16 protein-coding genes and 1 pseudogene are annotated in these 19,709 nt (G+C 73.8%); 9 read left to right on the forward strand and 8 right to left on the reverse strand.

Going from position 1 to position 19,709, the window contains the following annotated elements; all coding sequences use genetic code 11:
* Positions 1-15: 15 nt before the first annotated feature.
* The 4 genes and pseudogenes from WCD74_RS09235 to WCD74_RS30040 form a co-directional block, all read right to left on the reverse strand.
* Positions 16-4,731: an ATP-dependent helicase gene (locus tag WCD74_RS09235; protein WP_337694551.1), complete on the reverse strand. Its 4,716-nt coding sequence runs from the start codon at positions 4,729-4,731 to the stop codon at positions 16-18.
* A 41-nt stretch (positions 4,732-4,772) separates the two neighbouring features.
* Positions 4,773-4,907 (reverse strand): hypothetical protein, encoded by a 135-nt coding sequence (locus WCD74_RS09240; RefSeq protein WP_286052646.1) that lies wholly within the window; start codon positions 4,905-4,907, stop codon positions 4,773-4,775.
* A 10-nt stretch (positions 4,908-4,917) separates the two neighbouring features.
* Positions 4,918-5,586 carry a response regulator transcription factor gene (locus WCD74_RS09245; RefSeq protein ID WP_337694552.1) on the reverse strand — a complete coding sequence of 223 codons (669 nt, stop codon included), beginning with the start codon at positions 5,584-5,586 and terminating at the stop codon, positions 4,918-4,920.
* A 505-nt stretch (positions 5,587-6,091) separates the two neighbouring features.
* Positions 6,092-6,703, reverse strand: a pseudogene (locus WCD74_RS30040) (histidine kinase dimerization/phosphoacceptor domain-containing protein); the annotation flags it as partial.
* Positions 6,704-6,907: 204 nt separating this feature from the next.
* Between WCD74_RS30040 and WCD74_RS09260 the strand changes: the two are divergent.
* From WCD74_RS09260 to WCD74_RS09295, 8 genes are all read left to right on the forward strand, one after another.
* Positions 6,908-8,380 (forward strand): ArnT family glycosyltransferase, encoded by a 1,473-nt coding sequence (locus WCD74_RS09260; protein WP_337694555.1) that lies wholly within the window; start codon positions 6,908-6,910, stop codon positions 8,378-8,380.
* Positions 8,381-8,423: 43 nt separating this feature from the next.
* Positions 8,424-8,618: a DUF3046 domain-containing protein gene (locus WCD74_RS09265; protein ID WP_337694556.1), complete on the forward strand. Its 195-nt coding sequence runs from the start codon at positions 8,424-8,426 to the stop codon at positions 8,616-8,618.
* 183 nt (positions 8,619-8,801) lie between these two features.
* Positions 8,802-9,848, forward strand: a complete 1,047-nt coding sequence (recA, locus tag WCD74_RS09270) for a recombinase RecA (RefSeq protein ID WP_337694557.1) — start codon at positions 8,802-8,804, stop codon at positions 9,846-9,848.
* On the forward strand, positions 9,848-10,426 hold the full coding sequence (locus WCD74_RS09275) for a regulatory protein RecX (RefSeq protein WP_337694558.1): 579 nt from the start codon (positions 9,848-9,850) through the stop codon (positions 10,424-10,426). Before recA ends, WCD74_RS09275 begins: the two co-directional genes overlap by 1 nt.
* 199 nt (positions 10,427-10,625) lie before the next feature.
* Positions 10,626-11,462: a succinate dehydrogenase subunit SdhC gene (sdhC, locus tag WCD74_RS09280; protein WP_337694559.1), complete on the forward strand. Its 837-nt coding sequence runs from the start codon at positions 10,626-10,628 to the stop codon at positions 11,460-11,462.
* Positions 11,463-11,476: 14 nt separating this feature from the next.
* Positions 11,477-13,381, forward strand: coding sequence for a fumarate reductase/succinate dehydrogenase flavoprotein subunit (locus WCD74_RS09285; protein ID WP_337694781.1), 1,905 nt, complete (start codon positions 11,477-11,479; stop codon positions 13,379-13,381).
* A 3-nt stretch (positions 13,382-13,384) separates the two neighbouring features.
* A complete protein-coding gene (locus WCD74_RS09290; protein ID WP_337694560.1) occupies positions 13,385-14,239 on the forward strand; it encodes a succinate dehydrogenase/fumarate reductase iron-sulfur subunit in 855 nt (284 codons plus the stop codon).
* A gap of 19 nt (positions 14,240-14,258) precedes the next feature.
* The gene (locus WCD74_RS09295) at positions 14,259-15,680 is read left to right on the forward strand and encodes a wax ester/triacylglycerol synthase domain-containing protein (protein ID WP_337694561.1); all 1,422 of its coding nucleotides are present in this window, start codon (positions 14,259-14,261) and stop codon (positions 15,678-15,680) included.
* Positions 15,681-15,705: 25 nt separating this feature from the next.
* Here WCD74_RS09295 and WCD74_RS09300 read toward each other — a convergent pair whose 3' ends face one another.
* Genes WCD74_RS09300 through WCD74_RS09315 form a run of 4 tightly spaced genes read right to left on the reverse strand, consistent with a single transcriptional unit; the run spans position 15,706 to position 18,910 of the window.
* Entirely contained in the window at positions 15,706-16,554 is an 849-nt protein-coding gene (locus tag WCD74_RS09300; RefSeq protein ID WP_337694562.1) for an amino acid ABC transporter permease, read from the reverse strand.
* Positions 16,551-17,222, reverse strand: coding sequence for an amino acid ABC transporter permease (locus tag WCD74_RS09305; protein ID WP_337694563.1), 672 nt, complete (start codon positions 17,220-17,222; stop codon positions 16,551-16,553). Before WCD74_RS09305 ends, WCD74_RS09300 begins: the two co-directional genes overlap by 4 nt.
* A 59-nt stretch (positions 17,223-17,281) precedes the next feature.
* On the reverse strand, positions 17,282-18,169 hold the full coding sequence (locus WCD74_RS09310) for a glutamate ABC transporter substrate-binding protein (protein ID WP_337694564.1): 888 nt from the start codon (positions 18,167-18,169) through the stop codon (positions 17,282-17,284).
* 12 nt (positions 18,170-18,181) lie between these two features.
* The gene (locus WCD74_RS09315; protein ID WP_337694782.1) at positions 18,182-18,910 is read right to left on the reverse strand and encodes an amino acid ABC transporter ATP-binding protein; all 729 of its coding nucleotides are present in this window, start codon (positions 18,908-18,910) and stop codon (positions 18,182-18,184) included.
* Positions 18,911-19,039: 129 nt separating this feature from the next.
* Between WCD74_RS09315 and WCD74_RS09320 the strand changes: the two genes are divergently transcribed.
* Positions 19,040-19,705, forward strand: a complete 666-nt coding sequence (locus tag WCD74_RS09320) for a response regulator transcription factor (protein ID WP_337694565.1) — start codon at positions 19,040-19,042, stop codon at positions 19,703-19,705.
* Positions 19,706-19,709: the final 4 nt, after the last annotated feature.

Genomic DNA, 19,709 nt, shown 5'->3' on the forward strand with positions numbered 1-19,709 from the left:
GCACGGTCCCGGGGATCACGCCCGGATGCGCAGGCCCTTCGGGCTGTTGCGGAACCCGGCCTCCGACAGGGCCTCGGCGAGCACACCGTCGAGGGCGCTCGACCCGTCGGTGCGCTCCACCGACAACCCGCCGAGCGACCCGTCGCGGACGGCGGCCGTCAGCGCGTTCGCGGCCTCGGTGAGCCGGTCGGCGTCGTCGGTGAACGAGAGCAGCGACTTGCCGCCCCGCTCGACGTAGATGGTCGGCTCGCCGTCGGTCAGCACGACCAGCGCGCCGGCCTTGCGACCCGGACGGTGCCCGGTGGTGCCGTCCTGCGACGCCCGGGTCGGCGGCCACTCCAGAGCGGCGCCCCAGGGCTGGGCGGGATCGGTGGCCGCGAGGACCAGCGCCGCCTGCCCTCGGGCCGAGGCGTCGTCGTCGCGGGAGGTCGCGCGGAGCCGGTCGATCGCGCCCGGCACCGCGAACTGGGCCGCGCCGAGCCCCTCCACCACGTAGCCGCGCCGGCACCGCCCGGACTCCTCCATCGCCCGCAGCACCGGGTAGATGCCGGCGAACCCGCCGGTGACCCGCTCGGTGTCGAGGGCCCCGCGGGTCAGCACGCCGTGCCGTTCGAGGAACGACTCGGTCCGCGCCTGCGCCCGCCGGGTCGCGTCCGGCTCCCGCTCCGGCACGAGCGACCACCGCCCGGCCACCGTCGGCGGTCCGGTGCGGGACGGCATCTGGGGCCGCCCGACCCGGGCGTAGCGCCCGCGCGACGGCGCCCGCCGTTTCTGGTGGGCCGCCTTCGACCGGCCCCCGCCCCCCGACACGAGCGCGCGGACCGGCGCGAGCGTGTCGTTCGTCGCGAACCCCGCCCACACCAGGTCCCACAGCGCCTCGACCGTCGTGGGGTCGTCCGGCAGCGACTCGCCGGCGTCGCGCAGGATCGTGCCGGCCCGGTCGGCGAGCGTGCGGAAGAACAGCGCCCCGCCGCCCTCCATCGCCTCCAGCAGCGCGCGGTGCAGCGGCGACTCCGCGAGCTCCGACTCCGGGTCCGGCAGCATCAGGTCGGCGACGTCGGCCGGGGCGACCGCGAGCCACCCGTCGCCGCCGGACAGCGTGCCGCACCCGGTCCACGTCACCTCCCCGGCGCTGGTCAGCTCGTCGAGCAGCGCCGGGGTGTAGCCGGGCAGGCGCGTCGGCAGGACCAGCGACTCCCACGCGCTGGCGGGGACCGGTGAGCCGGCGAGCTGCTCGATCACGTTCAGCACGTCGTCCGGCGTCGGGGACCGGCGCCGCCGCCCGCCGATGCCGTGCCACGACGGCAGGAACCGCCCGAGTGCCGCCGGCTCCACCGGCTCCACCTCGGCCCGCAGCCGGGCCAGCGACCCGCGGCGGATCCGCCGCAGCACCTCGGCGTCGCAGAAGTCGATGCCGCCCTCGGGCGATCCGCTCTCGCCCGGCACCGGCGGCGCATCGGTCGGCCGCAGCTCACCGCGCACCAGCCGTCCGGCGCCCGCCATCCGCTCGAGCACTGACGCCACGACGGCCGGACCGAGCCCGAACCGGCGCGCCGCCGCGGCCGCCGGGAACGGGCCGCGGGTGCGGGCGTAGCGCGCCAGCAGGTCGCCCAGCGGGTCGGCGACCGGCTCGGTGAACGCCTCCGGCACCCCGACCGGCAGGCCCGCCCCCAGCGCGTCGCGCAGCCGGCCGGCGTCCTCGATCGCCACCCACCGCGTCTCGCCGGCGATCTTCACCCGCAGCGCCCGCCGCGACGACTCGAGCGACTCCAGCCACTCCTCGCGCACGCCGCGGGCGGCCGCCTCGGAGGTGGTGAGGTCGCCGACGAAGCGCAGCAGGTCGGCGGTGCCCTCGGCGTCGCGGACGTGCCGTTCCGGGTCCGTGCGCTGCAGGCCGGACTCGACCTCGGCGAGCACGTCGACGTCGAGCAGCTCGCGGATCGCCTCGGACCCGAGCAGCTCGGCGAGCAGCGTGGAGTCCAGCGACAGCGCGGCGGCCCGTCGCTCGGCCAGCGGGGCGTCCATCTCGTAGAGGAACATCCCCACGTAGCCGAACATCAGCGTGCGCGCGAACGGCGACGCCGACGGCGTGGCGACGTCGACCACCTGCACCGTCCGCGACCGCACGTCGCGCATCAGCTCGACCAGGCCGGGCACGTCGTAGACGTCCTGCAGGCACTCCCGGAAGGTCTCCAGCACCACCGGGAACTGTTCGTATCTCGACGCCACGCTCATCAGCTGCGCGGCCTTCTGGCGCTGCTGCCACAGCGGGGTGCGGCGCGTCGGGTCGCGGCGCGGCAGCAGCAGCGAGCGCGCCGCGCACTCCCGGAACCGGGCCGCGAACAGGGCCGAGCCGCTGACCTCCGCGGTCACCAGCTGGTCGACCTCGTCCGGGTCGAGCAACACGTCCTCCGCACCGGGCAGGATCTCCGCGCCGGCCTCGTCGAGGGTGTCGGGCAGCCGCAGCACGATCCCGTCGTCGGCCGACGCCGCCGAGACCTCCAGGCCCCGCTGCTCGCGGAACCGCGCGGCGATCGCCAGCGCCCACGGCGCGTTGACCTGGGCGCCGAACGGTGAATGCACCACGATCCGCCAGTCGCCCAGCTCGTCGCGGAACCGTTCCACGACGATCGTCCGGTCGCTGGGGACGTGCCGGGTCGCCTCCCGCTGCTCGCCGAGGTAGCCGATCAGGTTGTCGACCGCCCAGGCGTCGAGCCCGGCGGCGGCGGCCCGCTCGCGGGCGGCGGTGTCGTCGGCCGCGGCGACCTCGCGGACTAACGCGCCCAGCGCCCGGCCGAGCTCGAGCGGGCGGCCCTGCGCATCGCCCTTCCAGAACGGCATCCGCGCGGGGACGCCGGGTGCGGGTTCGGCGATCACGCGGTCGCGCGTGATGTCCAGGACCCGCCAGCTGGTCGACCCGAGCAGGAACGTGTCGCCCGCCCGCGACTCGTAGACCATCTCCTCGTCGAGCTCGCCGACCCGCGACCCGCCCGTGCCGTTCTCCCCGGAGCCGGGGGTGACGACGGTGTAGAGCCCGCGGTCGGGGATCGTGCCGCCCGAGGTCACGGCCAGCCGCTGGGCGCCGGGGCGGCCCGCGAGCTCGTCGGTGACCCGGTCCCACGTGATCCGGGGGCGCAGCTCGCCGAAGTCCTCGCTCGGGTACCGGCCGGCGAGCATGTCGAGGACCGAGGCCATCGCCGAGTCGGGCAGCCCGGAGAACGGGGCCGCCCGCCGGACCAGCGCCGTCAGGTCCGCGAGCGACCAGTTCTCCATGGCGGTCATGGCCACGACGTGCTGGGCGAGGACGTCGAGCGGGTTGCGCGGGTAGCGCATCGCCTCGATCTTCCCGCCGGCCATCCGCTCGGCCACGACCGCGCACGAGACGAGGTCGCCCCGGTACTTCGGGAACACCACGCCCTCGGAGACGGCCCCGACCTGGTGGCCCGCCCGGCCCACCCGCTGCAACCCGCTCGCCACCGAGGGGGGCGCCTCCACCTGCACCACCAGGTCCACCGCGCCCATGTCGATGCCCAGCTCCAGGCTCGACGTGGCGACCACGCAGGGCAGCTGCCCGGACTTGAGGGCCTCCTCCACGAGCGTGCGCTGGGTGCGGCTCATCGACCCGTGGTGCGCCCGCGCCACGATCACCTCGGCGGGCTCGGCCACCCCGGACTGCCCCACCGCCTCGGCCGGGAACGGGCCGACCCGGCCCACCACGGGCGCGATCTCGTCGGCCTCGTCGTCGAGGTCCACCGGCTCGGCCTCCGCGGCCTGCATCGCCGCCCGCTCGGTGGCCAGTTCGTTAATCCGCGCGGTCAGCCGCTCGGCCAGCCGCCGGGAGTTGGCGAAGACGATCGTGGAGCGGTGGGCCTCGACCAGATCGAGCACCTTCTCCTGCACCGCGGGCCAGATCGACGCCCGCTGCGCCGCCCCCGCCGCGGAGCCCTCGACCTCCTCCTCGACCCCCGGCCCGCTCGCGTTGTCGCCCGCGTCGAGGGCGCTCATGTCCTCGACCGGCACCACCACGCCGACCTGCACGACCTTCGTCGACTCGGGCTGCACCACCCGCACCGGGCGCCCGCCCGCGAGGAAGGTCGACACCTCCTCGACCGGCCGCACGGTCGCCGACAGCCCGATCCGCTGGGCCGGGGCGTCGAGCAGCGCGTCGAGGCGCTCCAGCGACAGCGCGAGGTGCGCGCCGCGCTTGCCCGCCAGCACGGCGTGCACCTCGTCGACGATCACGGTGTCCACCCCGCGCAGGGACTCCCGCGCCGCCGAGGTGAGCAGCAGGAACAGTGACTCGGGGGTGGTGACGAGGACGTCGGGCGGCGTGCGGTTGAAGCTGCGCCGCTCGTCGGCCGGGGTGTCGCCGGTGCGCGAGCCGACCGTGATGTCCGGCTCCGGCAGCCCCAGGCGGTGGGTGGCCTGGCGGAGACCGGCCAGCGGGGAGCGCAGGTTCCGCTGGACGTCGATCGTCAGCGCCTTCATCGGCGAGACGTAGAGCACCCGGCACCGGCGCTGCGGCTCGTCGGGCACCGGCTCGGCCGCCAGCCGGTCGAGCGCCCAGAGGAACGCGGCGAGCGTCTTGCCCGAGCCGGTGGGGGCGACGACCAGCGCGTGCTCCCCGTCGGCGACCGCGTCCCACGCGCCGGCCTGCGCGGCGGTGGGCTCACCGAAGGCGCCGGTGAACCAGTCGCGCGTGGCGGGGGAGAAGCGGTCGAGGACGGTCACAACGTCATGGATACCCCAGGGGTCCGACAGCCACCGGCCGATCACCGGCGCTGCGAGAACCACCAGCGCAGCAGCACCACGAGCGCCGCCACCAGGCCGAGCACCGCGAGGACTGGTCCGAGCCACTCGTAGCCCGCCGGGGTCGGCATACCGATCTGCGCGAACACGACATCCACGACACCGAGACTACCGGCCGCCCGGCACCTCCAGCCCCGCGTCGCGGGCCAGCAGGGCCAGCTGCGTGCGGTTCTCCAGGTCCAGCTTCGTGAGCGCCCCGGACAGGTAGGTCTTGACCGTGGACAGCGAGAGCAGGAGCTCGGCCGCGATCCGCGCGTTGCCCCAGCCCTGCCCGACGGCGGCCGCCACGGCCCGCTCCTGCTCGGAGAGGGCGGCGAGCCGGTCGGTGGCCTCCCGGGCGGGGTTCGGGCCGCCCGTCGCCGCGGTGATGACCCGCCGCGCCACCCCGGGCGACAGGCTCGGCTCGCCCCGCGCGGCGCGCCGCACCGCGTCCTCGATCTCCGCGGGGGCGGTGTCCTTCACGAGGTAGCCGACCGCGCCCGCCCGCAGCGCGTCCAGGACGTCGTCGTCGGACTCGAACGTGGTCAGGACCAGGACGGCGGGGGCGTCCGCCCGCGCGGCGAGGCCGGCCGTCGCGCGGACCCCGTCGACCCGGCGCATCCGCAGGTCCATCAGCACGACGTCCGGGGCGTGCTCGGCGACCGCGGCCGGGACCTCGTCGCCGTCCGCCGCCTCGCCGACCACCTCGAGGTCGTCGGCGCCGCCGAGCATGAGACGCAGCCCGGACCGGACCAGGGCGTCGTCGTCGACGATCAGGACGCGGATCACGCGGGTCACGCGGGTCACGTTCCTGCCCGCCAGGCACCCGCACGGCGACCCGGAAGGACCCGCCGTCGGGACCGCAGGAGAGCACCCGGCCGCCCGCGAGCTCGACCCGCTCGCTGATCCCGACGAGGCCCGCGCCCGCCCCCGCGGTCGGGCGACCGCCCGACGTCGGGACCGGGAGCGGGTTGACGACGTCGAGCTCGGCGTCGGCCCCGGGGCGCCCCCGCAGGCGGACCTCGATCGGCCGGCCGGGGGCGTGCCGCGTCGCGTTCGTCAGCGCCTCCTGGGTGATGCGGTAGAGCGTGCGCCCGCTCTCGGCGGGCACGGCGGCGGCCCCGCCGTCGAGGTCGTCGTGCAGCGCCACGTCGGCCCCGGCGGCGCGGACCCCCTCGACGAGGCGGTCGAGGTCCGCGAGCGTCGGTTGGGGCGCCCGGCCGGCGGAGTCCAGCTCGTCCGTGTCGGCCCGGAGCACCCCGAGGATCGTCCGCAGGTCGCCCAGGGCGTCCTGCGCGCCGCGACGGATGACGTCGAGCGCGTCGTCGAGCTCGGCGGGGTCGACCGAGCGTCCGCCACCGCGGCGGTGGGCGAGCGCTGCCGCGTGCATGGACACCAGCGAGAGCCGGTGGGCGAGCACGTCGTGCATCTCGCGGGCGATCCGCGTGCGCTCGCCGGTGCGCGCCGCCTCGGCCCGCAGGGCGGCCTCCCGCTCGGCCCGCTCGGCCCGCTCGACCAGGGAGTCCAGCAGCTGGCGCCGAGCGCGCACCGCGGCCCCGGTCCCGATCACGGCCGCGGAGATCGCGGCGGCGTAGGCGAGCGATCCCCAGGACGACTCGGCCGGGGTGAGCGCGCGGAACGTCCACTGGAGGGGGCTCGCCGCCAGGGAGACGGCGATGACGACGGCGGCGACGTACCACGGCCGCCGGAGGGCGAGCGCGAAGGCCGCCACCGGGCCGGCGAGCCACGCGGTCGTCACGACCAGCCCCAGGACGGACACGGCCACCGTCACCGCGAGCGGGGCGCGGCGCCGGGCCAGGAGGAGCGCGGCCGCCACCAGCCCGCCCACGAGGTCCACCCACCACCAGGCCGGTGCCTCGACGGGGACGACGGGGGAGTAGGGACCGAGCACCATCCACACGCCGAGCAGCGCGACGGCGAGCGCGCCGACGTCCGCCAGTCGACGGCGTGCACCGGTGTCCGTCACGGCACGGACCGTAGCGCCGCCCCCCGACGGTCCGCCTCGTCCGAAGGTCGACCTCCCGATGGCCGAAGGTCGACCCGACCGGGGACGAACACCGGAGGCGCGGACCGGCCCGCCCGGACCAGGCTCGTCGTCATGGTCACCGAGACGTCCGCGCCCGAGTCGCCCCGACCCGTCGCCGGGTGGGGCGTCGCGCCCCTCGCGAGGTCCGTCGGAGCCGTCGCCGGCGTCGTCGGGCTCGTCCACCTCGTGCTGTCGTTCGCCGACGGCCGCTGGTTCGACGAGATGCTGATGCTCGCGATCGGCCGGCACCACCTCGACTGGGGCTCCGCCGACCAGCCCCCCGTCGCGCCGCTGCTCGCCGCCGCGGCCGACTCGCTCGCCCCGGACCAGCAGTGGCTGATGCGCCTGCCCGCGGTCCTCGCGACGGCGGGCGCGGTGCTGCTGGCGGGCCTGATCGCCCGCGAGCTCGGGGGCGACGGCCGCGCCCAGACCCTCACGGCCCTCGCGCAGGCCACCGGGATCTGGGCCGCCTTCTACGGGCACTGGCTGACGTCCTACGCGCTGGAGCCCGTCGAGTGGCTGGCACTGGCGTGGCTGGTGGTGCGCTGGGTGCGGGTGCGCGACGACCGGCTCCTGGTCGCCCTCGGTCTGGTGACGGGGGTCGCGGCGCAGACCAAGTTCCAGGTGCTGCTGCTGGGCGCGGTGCTGGTCGTGGCGGTCGCCGTGTGCGGCCCGCGGGCGCTCCTGCGGCGCCCGGCCCTGTGGGTGGGGGTCCTGCTGGCCGCGGTCATCGCCGCGCCGACGCTGGTCTGGCAGGCGCTGCACGGGTGGCCGCAGCTGGCCATGGGCCCGGTCGTGGCCGGTGAGGCCGAGTACCTCTACGGCGGCCGGCCCGGGGTGGCCGTCCAGATGGTCGTCGGGGCCGGCCTGCTCGGCGCCGTGCTCGGCAGCTACGGCCTCGTGCGTCTCCTCCGGCGCCCCGACCTGCGGTTCCTGGGGGTGACGACGGTGGCGCTCGGGGTCTTCTTCGTCGCGACCGGCGGGCGGCCGTACTACCTCGCCGGGCTCTACGGGCTCCTCGCCGCGGCCGGGGCGGTCGGCCTGCAGCGGCGCCGGGAGGCGGGGCGCACGCGGTGGCGGTGGGTGGCGTGGCCGGCGTCGGTGCTGAGCGTCGCGCTGGCGGCCGTCGTGCTGCACCTCGGGGCGGGCAGTGCGAGCCCGGAGGTGCCCGAGCGGGTCGCGGACGGGACGGCGGCGGCGTACGCGGCGCTGCCCGCGGGGCTGCGGGACCGGACGGCGATCGTCGGCGAGTCCTACATCTACGCGACCTACGTCGACGTGTACTCGGCGCGGCTCGGGACCCCGGGGGCCCACTCGCTCAACCGCAGCTACGGGTACTTCGCCCCGCCGTCGGAGGAGCTGGACGCGGCGCTCTGGATCGGGACCGGGCCGGGGCCGCTCCGGGGGTCGTTCGCCGCCGCCCGGCAGGTGGCCACGCTCGGCGACGCCCGGGACCCGGACAGCACGCAGCTGTGGCTGCTCACCGGCCGTCAGGAGCCGTGGTCGGCGATCTGGGACCGGGAGCGCCACCTCGACGTCTCCTGAGGGGCTGGTTCCCGACGACCGGTCGGGACCTACCCTCGACGGCGTGCGCCTGACCCACTTCCGCCAGCTGATGGAGGACGAGTTCGGTGCGGTGCGGGCGTCCTCGATCGCGCGGGACCACGTGTTCTCCGCCCTGGCGGGCCGCACCGTGGAACAGGCGCTGGAGGACGGCGACGAACCGCGCGACGTGTGGCGCGCCGTGTGCGCCGAGTTCGACGTGCCGGTCTCGCGACGGTGACCGGCGTGTCCCCCTTCGGGATCGAACACGTGTTCGTCTACTCTGAACGCCGTAGGCGGCCGTCCCCACCGGCACCGGCCGCCGCAGTTGTCCACAGCCGCCGGAGAAGCTCGTACGACGTTGTCGGACCCCTGTCCTAACGTCGTCGCCGAAGACCACACCCGTCCCGAGGGGGAACCCCGAATGCCTCAGGCCCCGGATCGCGACAAGGCGCTCGAGCTCGCCCTCGCGCAGATCGACAAGCAGTTCGGCAAGGGCTCGGTGATGCGGCTCGGCGACGAGGGCCGGGCGCCCGTGAGCGTCATCCCCACCGGGTCGATCGCCCTGGACGTCGCGCTCGGCGTCGGCGGCCTGCCGCGCGGCCGCGTCGTGGAGATCTACGGCCCGGAGTCCTCCGGGAAGACGACCGTGACGCTGCACGCCGTGGCCAACGCCCAGGCCCAGGGCGGCGTCGCGGCGTTCATCGACGCCGAGCACGCGCTGGACCCGGAGTACGCGAAGGCACTCGGCGTCGACACCGACGCCCTGCTGGTCGCCCAGCCCGACACCGGCGAGCAGGCGCTCGAGATCATGGACATGCTGATCCGGTCGAACGCGCTCGACATCATCGTCGTCGACTCGGTCGCCGCGCTCGTGCCGCGCGCCGAGATCGAGGGCGACATGGGCGACAGCCACGTCGGCCTGCAGGCCCGCCTCATGAGCCAGGCGCTGCGCAAGATCACCGGCGCGCTGAACCACTCCGGCACCACGGCGATCTTCATCAACCAGCTGCGCGAGAAGGTCGGCGTCATGTTCGGCTCGCCGGAGACCACCACCGGTGGCCGCGCGCTGAAGTTCTACTCGTCGGTGCGCCTGGACATCCGCCGCATCGAGACGCTCAAGGACGGCACCGACGCGGTCGGCAACCGCACGCGCGTCAAGGTCGTGAAGAACAAGGTCGCGCCGCCGTTCAAGCAGGCCGAGTTCGACATGATCTACGGGCACGGCATCTCCAAGGAGGGCTCGCTGATCGACGTCGGCGTCGAGCAGGGCCTCGTCCGCAAGTCGGGTGCCTGGTACACCTACGACGGCGACCAGCTGGGCCAGGGCAAGGAGAACGCCCGGAAGTTCCTCAAGGAGAACCCGGACGTCGCCGGCGAGATCGAGAAGCGGATCAAGGAGAAGCTCGGCGTCGGTCCGAAGCTCGACGCCGACGAGACCGAGCCCGCCCCGGCCCCGGTCGACTTCTGATGGCGCTCGGGCAGCGGCCTCGACGCCGTGCCCGGGAGGAACCGGAGCGGGACGCCCCGCCCGACCCGCCGGCCGACCCGGAGTCGGTGGCACGCACCATCTGCCTGAACCTGCTCACCGTCCGCGCGCGGACCCGGTCCGAGCTCGCGGGTGAGTTGGCCCGCCGCGACGTCACCGACGACGTGGCGGCCACGGTGCTGGACCGCCTCGAGGAGGTCCGGCTGCTCGACGACACCGCGTTCGCCGAGCAGTGGGTCGACTCGCGGCACCGCCACCGGGGGCTGGGCAGGCGGGCGCTGTCGCAGGAGCTGCGGCGCAAGGGCGTCGAGACCGAGGTCGCGAACGCCGCGCTCGACGAGCTCGACCCCGAGTCCGAGCGGGCCAAGGCCGTCGAGCTCGTCCGGCGCCGCCTGCCGTCGCTCGACCGCGCGGAGCCGCAGGCCGCGGCCCGCCGGCTCGTCGGGATGCTCGCCCGCAAGGGGTACGGCGCGGGCCTGGCCTACGAGGTGGTCCGGACCGAGATGGCCAATCGCGGGGCGGAGCTCGACGGCGAGATCCCGGACGACGACGAGGTCTGACCGGTCGGGTCACGCTCCGCCACCGAGCGGGTGATGGGGATCACGGCAACATCACCTGTGACCCGGACGACAGCCGGGAACACCGCGTCGTAGTGTGCTGCGCACCACACGGCGTGACGCCGTGGTCAGGCGCTCTCCACCACGTCCGAGCAGCCGGACCCGGCCGTCGCGCGAGCCCCGTCGACGAGGACCGGTGCGAGTGACCACCACAGCGCACGACCCCGGAGCGCCTTCGGCCGATAACCCCGGCCGGGCCGACATCCGGGCCCGAACCCTTCGCCGCGACCGCTGGTGGCTCGCGCCGCTGGTGAACGCCCTCGGCCTGATGACGTTCGTCGTGTACGCGACGATCCGCTCGTTCTGGGGGTCCGCGTACTACGTCGCGGACTACCACTACCTCTCGCCGTTCTACTCGCCGTGCTTCTCGGCGAGCTGCGTGCCGGGGTCGAGCCACTTCGGCACCTTCCTGCCGGAGTTCCCGCCGTGGATCCCGCTCGCGCTGCTGTCGCTGCCGTTCCTGCTCGGCTTCCGGCTCACCTGCTACTACTACCGCAAGTCGTACTACCGGGCGTTCTGGATGTCGCCGCCGGCGTGCGCCGTCTCCGAGCCGCACGGGAAGTACACCGGCGAGACGCGCTTCCCGCTGATCCTCCAGAACGCGCACCGCTACTTCTTCTACATGGCGTTCCTGATCTCGCTGATCAACACCTACGACATGGTGGTGGCGTTCCAGAGCGACGCCCCGGACGGCTCGGCCCGGTTCGGGATCGGGCTCGGCAACGTCATCCTGCTGGTCAACGTGATCGGGCTGTGGCTCTACACGCTGTCCTGCCACTCCTGCCGGCACATCACCGGCGGGCGGCTCAAGCACTTCTCGCGACACCCGGTGCGCTACAAGGTCTGGACGGGGGTCTCGGCGCTCAACACGAGGCACATGCTCTTCGCGTGGATCACCATCGGGACGCTGATCCTCACCGACCTCTACATCATGCTCGTCGCGAGCGGCACCATCTCCGACCTGAGGATCGTGAACTGATGGCCGACACCAGCATGCCGGACGTCGTCCACCACACCTACGACGTCCTCGTCATCGGCGCGGGCGGCGCGGGTCTGCGCGCCGCGATCGAGGCGCGGATGCGCGGCAAGCGGGTCGCGATCCTGTCGAAGTCGCTGTTCGGCAAGGCGCACACGGTGATGGCCGAGGGCGGGATCGCCGCGTCGATGGGGAACGCGAACCCCCGCGACAACTGGGAGGTCCACTACCGCGACACCATGCGCGGCGGGAAGTTCCTCAACAACTGGCGCATGGCCGAACTGCACGCCAAGGAGGCGCCGCAGCGCGTCTGGGAGCTCGAGACCTACGGCGCCCTGTTCGACCGGACGCCCGAGGGCAAGATCAGCCAGCGGAACTTCGGCGGGCACCAGTTCCCCCGCCTCGCCCACGTCGGCGACCGCACCGGCCTCGAGCTGATCCGCACCCTGCAGCAGAAGATCGTCTCGCTGCAGCAGGAGGACCACGCCCGCACCGGCGACTACGAGTCGGACCTGAAGGTCTTCCACGAGTTCACGGTCACGGAGCTGTTCAAGGACGGCGACCGCATCGCCGGCGCCTTCGGCTACCGCCGCCCCACGGGCGAGTACCTGTGCTTCCACTCCCCCGCCGTGGTGCTGGCGACCGGCGGGATCGGCAAGTCGTTCAAGGTCACCAGCAACTCCTGGGAGTACACCGGCGACGGGCACGCCCTCGCGCTCCGCGCCGGCGCCCGCCTGATCAACATGGAGTTCGTCCAGTTCCACCCGACGGGCATGGTCTGGCCGCCCAGCGTCAAGGGCATCCTCGTCACCGAGTCCGTGCGCGGCGACGGCGGCGTCCTCAAGAACTCCGAGGGCGAGCGGTTCATGTTCCGCTACATCCCCGACGTGTTCCGCGAGCAGTACGCGACCAGCGAGGACGAGGGCGACCGCTGGTACGACGACGCCGACAACAACCGTCGGCCCCCCGAGCTGCTGCCGCGCGACGAGGTGGCCCGGGCGATCAACAACGAGGTCAAGGAGGGCCGCGGGTCGCCGTCGGGCGGGGTCTACCTCGACATCGCGAGCCGCCGGACCACCGAGTTCATCCGCAAGCGTCTGCCGTCGATGTACCACCAGTTCAAGGAGCTGGCGGACGTCGACATCACCGCCGAGCCGATGGAGGTCGGCCCGACCTGCCACTACGTCATGGGCGGCGTCGAGGTCGACCCGGACTCCGCGTCCACGATCGTCCCCGGGCTCTTCGCCGCCGGTGAGGTCGCGGGCGGCATGCACGGCTCGAACCGGCTCGGCGGCAACTCGCTGTCCGACCTGCTGGTCTTCGGCTGCCGCGCGGGTGCGGGGGCCGCGGACTACCTCGACGGCCTGGCCGGCACACCCGTCGTCACGAACGAGGGGGTCGACGCGGCGCTGGCCGAGGCCGAGAAGCCGTTCTCGGTGCGCGGCGAGGAGAACGCCTACACGCTGCACGCCGAGCTGCAGCAGACGATGAACGACCTCGTCGGCATCATCCGGCGGGCCGACGAGATGGAGATGGCGCTCAAGCGGCTCGCGGAGCTGCGCGACCGGATCCCGCGGGTCGGCGTCACCGGCGGCCGGGCCTACAACCCGGGCTGGCACCTCGCGATGGACCTGCGCAACATGCTCATGGTCAGCCAGTGCATCGCGATGGCGGCCCTGGAGCGCCAGGAGAGCCGTGGCGGGCACACCCGCGACGACTACCCGGCGATGGACGAGAACTGGCGGCGGGAGCTGCTGAACTGCTCGCTGGTCGACGGCCCCGAGGGCCCGCAGGTGGAGCTGGCCCACCAGCCGCAGCCGGCGATGCGGTCCGACCTGTTCGACCTGTTCGAGCTCGACGAGCTGAAGAAGTACTACACCGGTGACGAGCTCGGCGCCCACCGCGCGGATCAGGGGATGTGAGCCATGGGATACCGGGCGAAGTTCGAGGTCTGGCGCGGCGACTCCTCCGGGGAGGGCGCGCTCCAGCCGTTCGACGTGGACGTCGAGGAGGGCGAGGTCGTCCTCGACATCGTGCACCGGCTGCAGGCCACCCAGGCCGGTGACCTCGCGGTGCGCTGGAACTGCAAGGCCGGCAAGTGCGGCAGCTGCTCGGCGGAGATCAACGGCCGCCCGCGGCTGATGTGCATGACGCGAATGTCGACCTTCGACGAGGCCGAGACGGTCACGATCACGCCGCTGCGGACGTTCCCGGTGATCCGGGACCTCGTCACCGACGTCGACTTCAACTACGTCAAGGCGCGCGAGATCCCGTCCTTCGCCCCGCCGGAGGACCTGGCGCCGGGCGAGTACCGGATGAGCCAGGTCGACGTCGACCGGCCGCAGGAGTTCCGCAAGTGCATCGAGTGCTACCTGTGCCAGAACACCTGCCACGCGGTGCGTGACCACGAGGAGAACAAGGAGGAGTTCGCCGGCCCGCGCTACCTGATGCGGGTCTCCGAGCTCGACATGCACCCGCTCGACGTCCGCGACCGCAAGGACGCCGCCCAGGAGGACCACGGGCTGGGCTACTGCAACATCACCAAGTGCTGCACCGAGGTCTGCCCCGAGCACATCAAGATCACCGACAACGCGCTGATCCCCATGAAGGAGCGCGTCGTCGACACGAAGTACGACCCGCTGGTGTGGCTCGGGCGCAAGATCTTCAAGCGGGAGGACCTGGAGCGCAAGGACGCCACCGGCAAGCGCTCGCTCGACGACGCCGGCCCGGACAACGGTTCGCCGCTGCCGGCCGACTCGATCGGCCCCGTCGGCACCTGACGACCCGGGAGGGGGCCGCGTGAGCGTCGATCCTGCGCCGCCGCGCGGCCCCGACGGCCGGTTGCTGTGGTCCCGGTCGGCGGAGCTGACCGGGTTCGAGGCCCTGATGTGGCGGGTCGAGGCGAACCCGCGGATGCGCTCGACGGTGGTCGTCGTCGAGATCCTCGACCGCGCCCCGGACTGGGACCGCATGGTCGCCGCGACCGACTGGGCCTCCCGGGTGGTGCCCCGCCTGCGGGAACGGATCGTCGCGCCCTTCCTCGGCGCCGGCACGCCGTTCTGGTCGGTGGACCCCGACTTCGACCTGCACTACCACCTGCGCCGGCTCCGCCTCCACGACGGCGCGGGGGAGCGTGACCTGTTCGAGCTCGCCGAGCAGGTCGCGATGACCCCGCTCGACCCGTCCCGGCCGCTGTGGGAGGCGACCGTGGTGGGCGGGCTGCCCGACGGCGGAGCCGCGCTGCTGTTCAAGCTCAGCCACGTGCTCTCCGACGGCATGGGGATCGCCCAGCTGCTCGCCGGGCTGCACTCGCGCACCCGCGCGCCGACGCCGGACAAGCCCCAGCCCGCGGCCCCCGCGGCGGCCCCGCTCGGTCCGGGCCGGGCCCTGGCCCGGCAGGCCGCCACCGATCTCGCCCTGCTCGGCAGCGCCGCCCGGGGCGTCCTGGCGTTCGCGGCGACGCGGCCCGACCGCGCGGTCCGCGACGCCCTCGGCTACATCGCCTCGGCCGTCCGGGTGCTCTCGCCGCCGCCCGCCGCGCCGTTGGCGGTCCTGGCGGATCGGAGCCCGTCGTGGCGCTTCCGCACCCTCGACGTGCCCTTCGATGAGCTGCGCGCCGCGGGCCGGGCCGCCGGCGGTTCGGTGAACAGTGCCTACGTCGCCGCGCTGCTCGGCGCGTTCCGCCGCTACTCGGCCCGGTGCGGGGACCCGCTGCCCCCGGGACGGCTCATGCCCGTGACGATGCCCGTGTCGGTGCGGCGCGAGGAGCACGAGGCCGGCGGCAACCACTTCGCGCCCGCCCGGCTCTCGGCGCCGGTCGGCCTCGTCGACCCCGCGGCGCGCATCGCCGACGTCCACGAGCGCGTCCGGGCGGCGCGCGCCGAACCGGCACTGGAGAGCGTCGAGGTCGTGGCGCCGCTGCTGATCCGGTTGCCCGGGGCGGTGGTCGCCCGCGCGGGCGGCAGCACCACCGGGGCCAACGACCTGCAGGCCAGCAGCATCCCCGGCCTGCAGGGCGAGGTCTACCTCGCCGGGGCCCGCATCCGGCGCAGCTACCCGTTCGCGCCCCTGCCCGGGTGCGCGGCGATGATCGCGATGATCACCCACGGCGACGCCTGCTGCGTGGCCGCGAACCTGGACGCGGCCGCGATCACCGACCTCGACGGGTTCGCCGAGGACCTCGCCGCGGGCTTCGACGAGGTCCTCGACCTGGCCCGATGACCTGGCCCGGTGAGCTGGCCCGACCTCAGGCGCCCCCGTCGACCGGGACCGGCGTGGCGGCCGCCGAGCGGCGGGTGCGGGCCTCCAGCCGGTTGGCGAGCAGGGTGAGCAGCAGGCACAGCGTGATGTAGACGACCGCCACCACGAACGCCACCGGCAGCAGCGGCCGGCCGAGCTGACCGGACGAGCCGAGCACCCGGGCCTGGTAGAGCAGCTCCGGGTAGAGGATCAGGAACCCGAGCGCGGAGTCCTTGAGCAGCACGACGAGCTGGCTGACGATCGTGGGCAGCATCGACCGGATCGCCTGCGGCAGCAGGACGAACCGCATGACGGCGGACTTGCGCATCCCCAGCGCGTACGCCGCCTCCGACTGCCCGCGCGGCACGGCCTGGACCCCGGAGCGGAAGATCTCCGCGAGCACCGACCCGTTGTAGAGGGTCAGGCCGACGACGACCGCGGTGAAGGTCGAGACCGTGACCCCGACGGACGGCATGCCGAAGTAGAAGATGAACATCAGCACGACCAGCGGGACGGCCCGGAAGAACTCCACGACCGCCGTCGAGATCCCGCGGACCCACGCGTGGTCGGAGAGCCGCCCGAGCGCGAACACCGCCCCGAACACCAGGGCCAGTACCGCGCCGGCCGCGAACGCCCGCAGGGTGTTGCCCAGGCCCTCGAGCAGGGCGAGCTGGATGTTCTCGTAGAGGATCCACTCCCACACCGCGCCGTCGAACTGGCCGGTCGCGGCCAGCCGGACGATCACGAAGGCGAGCAGCGCCGCGACGACGACGACCGCGACGACGCCCAGGACGCCGTTGCGGGCCCGCGCCTTCGGGCCGGGGACGTCGAACAGGACGGCGGTCGGTGCACTCATCGGGCCCCCACTCGGACTCCGCCCGACGACGCCGCCCAGCGGCGCTCCAGCGAGCGCTGCAGCAGCGTCATCGGGGTGATCAGGACGATGAACCCGAGGGCCACCCAGAGCAGACCCACCAGGGTGGAGTAGCCCCGCTCGGAGAGCGTCGAGTAGATGCCGCCGGCCTCGACCACCGAGAACCCGGCCGCCACCGTCGTGTTCTTGATCAGGGCGATCTGCACGCTGGTCAGCGGCGGGACGACCGCCCGGATCGCCTGCGGGAGGATCACCAGGGTCAGCGACTGCCCGAACCCGAGCCCGAGCGCGCGGGCGGCCTCGGCCTGGCCGGGCGGCACGGTCGAGATCCCCGCGCGCACCGTCTCGCAGACGAACGCCGCGGTGTAGAGCGACAGGGCGACGACGGCGAGGGTGAAGTAGGAGAGGTCGACGATCTCCAGGCGCGGGAAGCCCAGCGCGAAGAAGAACATGACCAGGGTCAGCGGCGTGTTGCGCAGCAGCGTCACGTAGGCCGTGGCCGCGATCCGCATCGCGGGCACCGGGCTGACCCGCATGGCCGCGAGCACGGTGCCGAGGACCAGCGACGCGATCGCGGACAGCACGAACAGCTCGATCGTGCCGAGGAAGCGGGTGCCGAACTCGCCGAGGTTGTCGATCAGGACGTTCATGTCAGACCTCCGCTCGCGACGGGGCCCGGCTCGCACCGGGCCCCGTCGTCACCGAACGATCAGTACCGCTGGATCGCCGGCGGGGTGGCCGGCGTGCCCGACTTCCCGAGCGTCGCGTCGTAGATGCGCTGCCAGGTGCCGTCGGTCTCGGCCTGCTGGAGCAGGTCGTTCACCTTGTTGCGGAAGGCGACGTCGTCACGCGGGACGCCCACGCCGTAGGGCTCCTGCGAGAAGACCTGGCCCACGACCTTGAGCCGCTGCGGGTCCTGGGCGGCGAAGCCCTTGAGGATCGCGTCGTCGGTGGTGACGGCGTCGACCTGGCCCGCGATCAGCTGGTCCACGCACTGCGAGTAGTTCTGGAACTCGACCACGTTCTGCGGCTGGGTCAGGTTCTGCTGGCGCACGCGCTGGATCGGGGTGGAGCCGGTGACCGAGCAGACCCGCTTGTTCTGCAGGGTCGTGGGGCCGGTGATCGACGGGTCGTCGGCGCGGACGAGGAGGTCCTGGCCGGCGAGGTAGTAGGGCCCGGCGAAGCCGACGCGCTGCTTGCGGTTGTCGTTGATCGTGTACGTGCCGACGTAGTAGTCGACGTCGCCGCGGGAGATCGCGTCCTCGCGGGCGGCCGACGGGACGACCACGTAGTCGATGCGGTCGGCCGGGACGCCCAGGCCGGCGGCGATCATGCGGCCGATCTCGATGTCGAAGCCGGTGTACTGCCCCGTGGTCGGGTCCTGCACGCCGAGGCCGGGCTGGTCGTTCTTGACGCCCATCTTGATCCGGCCGGCCTGCTGGATCTTCGCGAAGGTCGCCGAGCCCGGCACCTGTACGTTCTGCGCGACCGGGTAGCTGAGCTGCTCCGTCGGAGCCGCTCCGGGTGCACCCTCGCGGCCGCAGCCGGCGAGGACGAGGGCGGCGAGGGCCACCAGGATGACGCCGACGCGTCTCATGTCCGTATCTCCTTAGTGGGTGAGGATCTTGCCGAGGAAGTCGCGCGCCCGGTCCGAGGAGGGGCGGGCGAAGAAGGCGTCCGGGGTGGAGTCCTCGACGATCTCGCCGTCGGCCATGAACACCACGCGGTGCGCGGCCCGCCGGGCGAAGCCCATCTCGTGCGTGACCACGACCATCGTCATGCCGTCGCGGGCGAGGTCGGCCATCACCTCGACGACCTCGCCGACCATCTCCGGGTCGAGCGCGGAGGTCGGCTCGTCGAAGAGCATGACCTTCGGGTCCATCGCGAGCGCCCGGGCGATCGCCACGCGCTGCTGCTGACCGCCGGACAGCTGGGCCGGGTACTTGGCGGCCTGGTTGCCGATGCCGACCCGGTCGAGCAGGGTCCTCGCCCGCTGCTCGGCGTCCGCCTTCGAGGTCCTGCGCACCTTGAGCGGCGCGAGCGTGACGTTCTCCAGGATGGTCTTGTGGGCGAACAGGTTGAACTGCTGGAACACCATCCCCACGTCGCTGCGCAGCGCGGCGAGGTCGCGGCCCTCCGCGGGCAGCGGCTTCCCGTCGATCTCGACCGTGCCCTCGTCGATCGGCTCCAGCCGGTTGATCGCGCGGCACAGCGTCGACTTGCCCGACCCCGACGGGCCGAGCACGACGACGACCTCTCCCGGAGCGATCTCCAGGTCGATCTCGCGCAGCACGTGGAGGTCCCCGAAGTGCTTGTTCACCCCGGCCAGGCGCACCATCGGCGTCATGAGTGGTCCTCCTCACATCGATGCGGGCCGGAGGTGAACTGTGCCCACGCCCCGCCGCGGCGACCAGGCCTCTTGAGGAAGGCTTAGGGTTGCCGTCACATGACCGGAACGAGGTGACGCGTGCGCATCCTGCTGGTGGAGGACGACGACCGCGTCGCCGCCGCCCTGCGCACCGCCCTCGGCCGCCAGCAGATCGAGGTGGAGCGCCTCGCGACCGGCCGCGACGTCGTCGCCCACCTCGCCGGGATCGACGTGGTGCTGCTCGACCTCGGCCTGCCCGACGTCGACGGCATCGACGTGTGCCGCCGGATCCGGGCGGCCGGCGACACCCCCGTGATCGTCGTGTCCGCCCGCGGCGAGGTCGACGACCGCATCCTCGGCCTGCACTCCGGCGCGGACGACTACCTGGTCAAGCCCTACGACGCGGGGGAGCTGCTGGCCCGCATCCACACCGTGCTGCGGCGCCGCCGCCCGGAGCCGGCCGCCGACGTCGTCGACCTCGGGCGCGGGCTGGTCGTGGACCTCGCCCGGCGGGAGGTCCGCGACGACGGGGCGGGAGGCTCCGCCCTGCCGCTGAGCCGCAAGGAGTTCGCGGTGCTCGCCCTGCTTGCGCGGGCGGACGGGGCGGTGTGCACCCGCGACCGGATCGTCGCGGAGGTGTGGGGCCGGACCTGGCCGGGCGCGAACCGCACGCTGGACGTCCACGTGGCCACGCTGCGCACCAAGGTGGGCCGCCCCGACCTCGTCGCGACGGTCCGCGGGGTCGGTTACCGCCTCAGCCGCTGAGCCC

The sequence above is a fragment of the Actinomycetospora aurantiaca genome, from assembly GCF_037401875.1.
Classification (GTDB): Bacteria; Actinomycetota; Actinomycetes; order Mycobacteriales; family Pseudonocardiaceae; genus Actinomycetospora; species Actinomycetospora aurantiaca.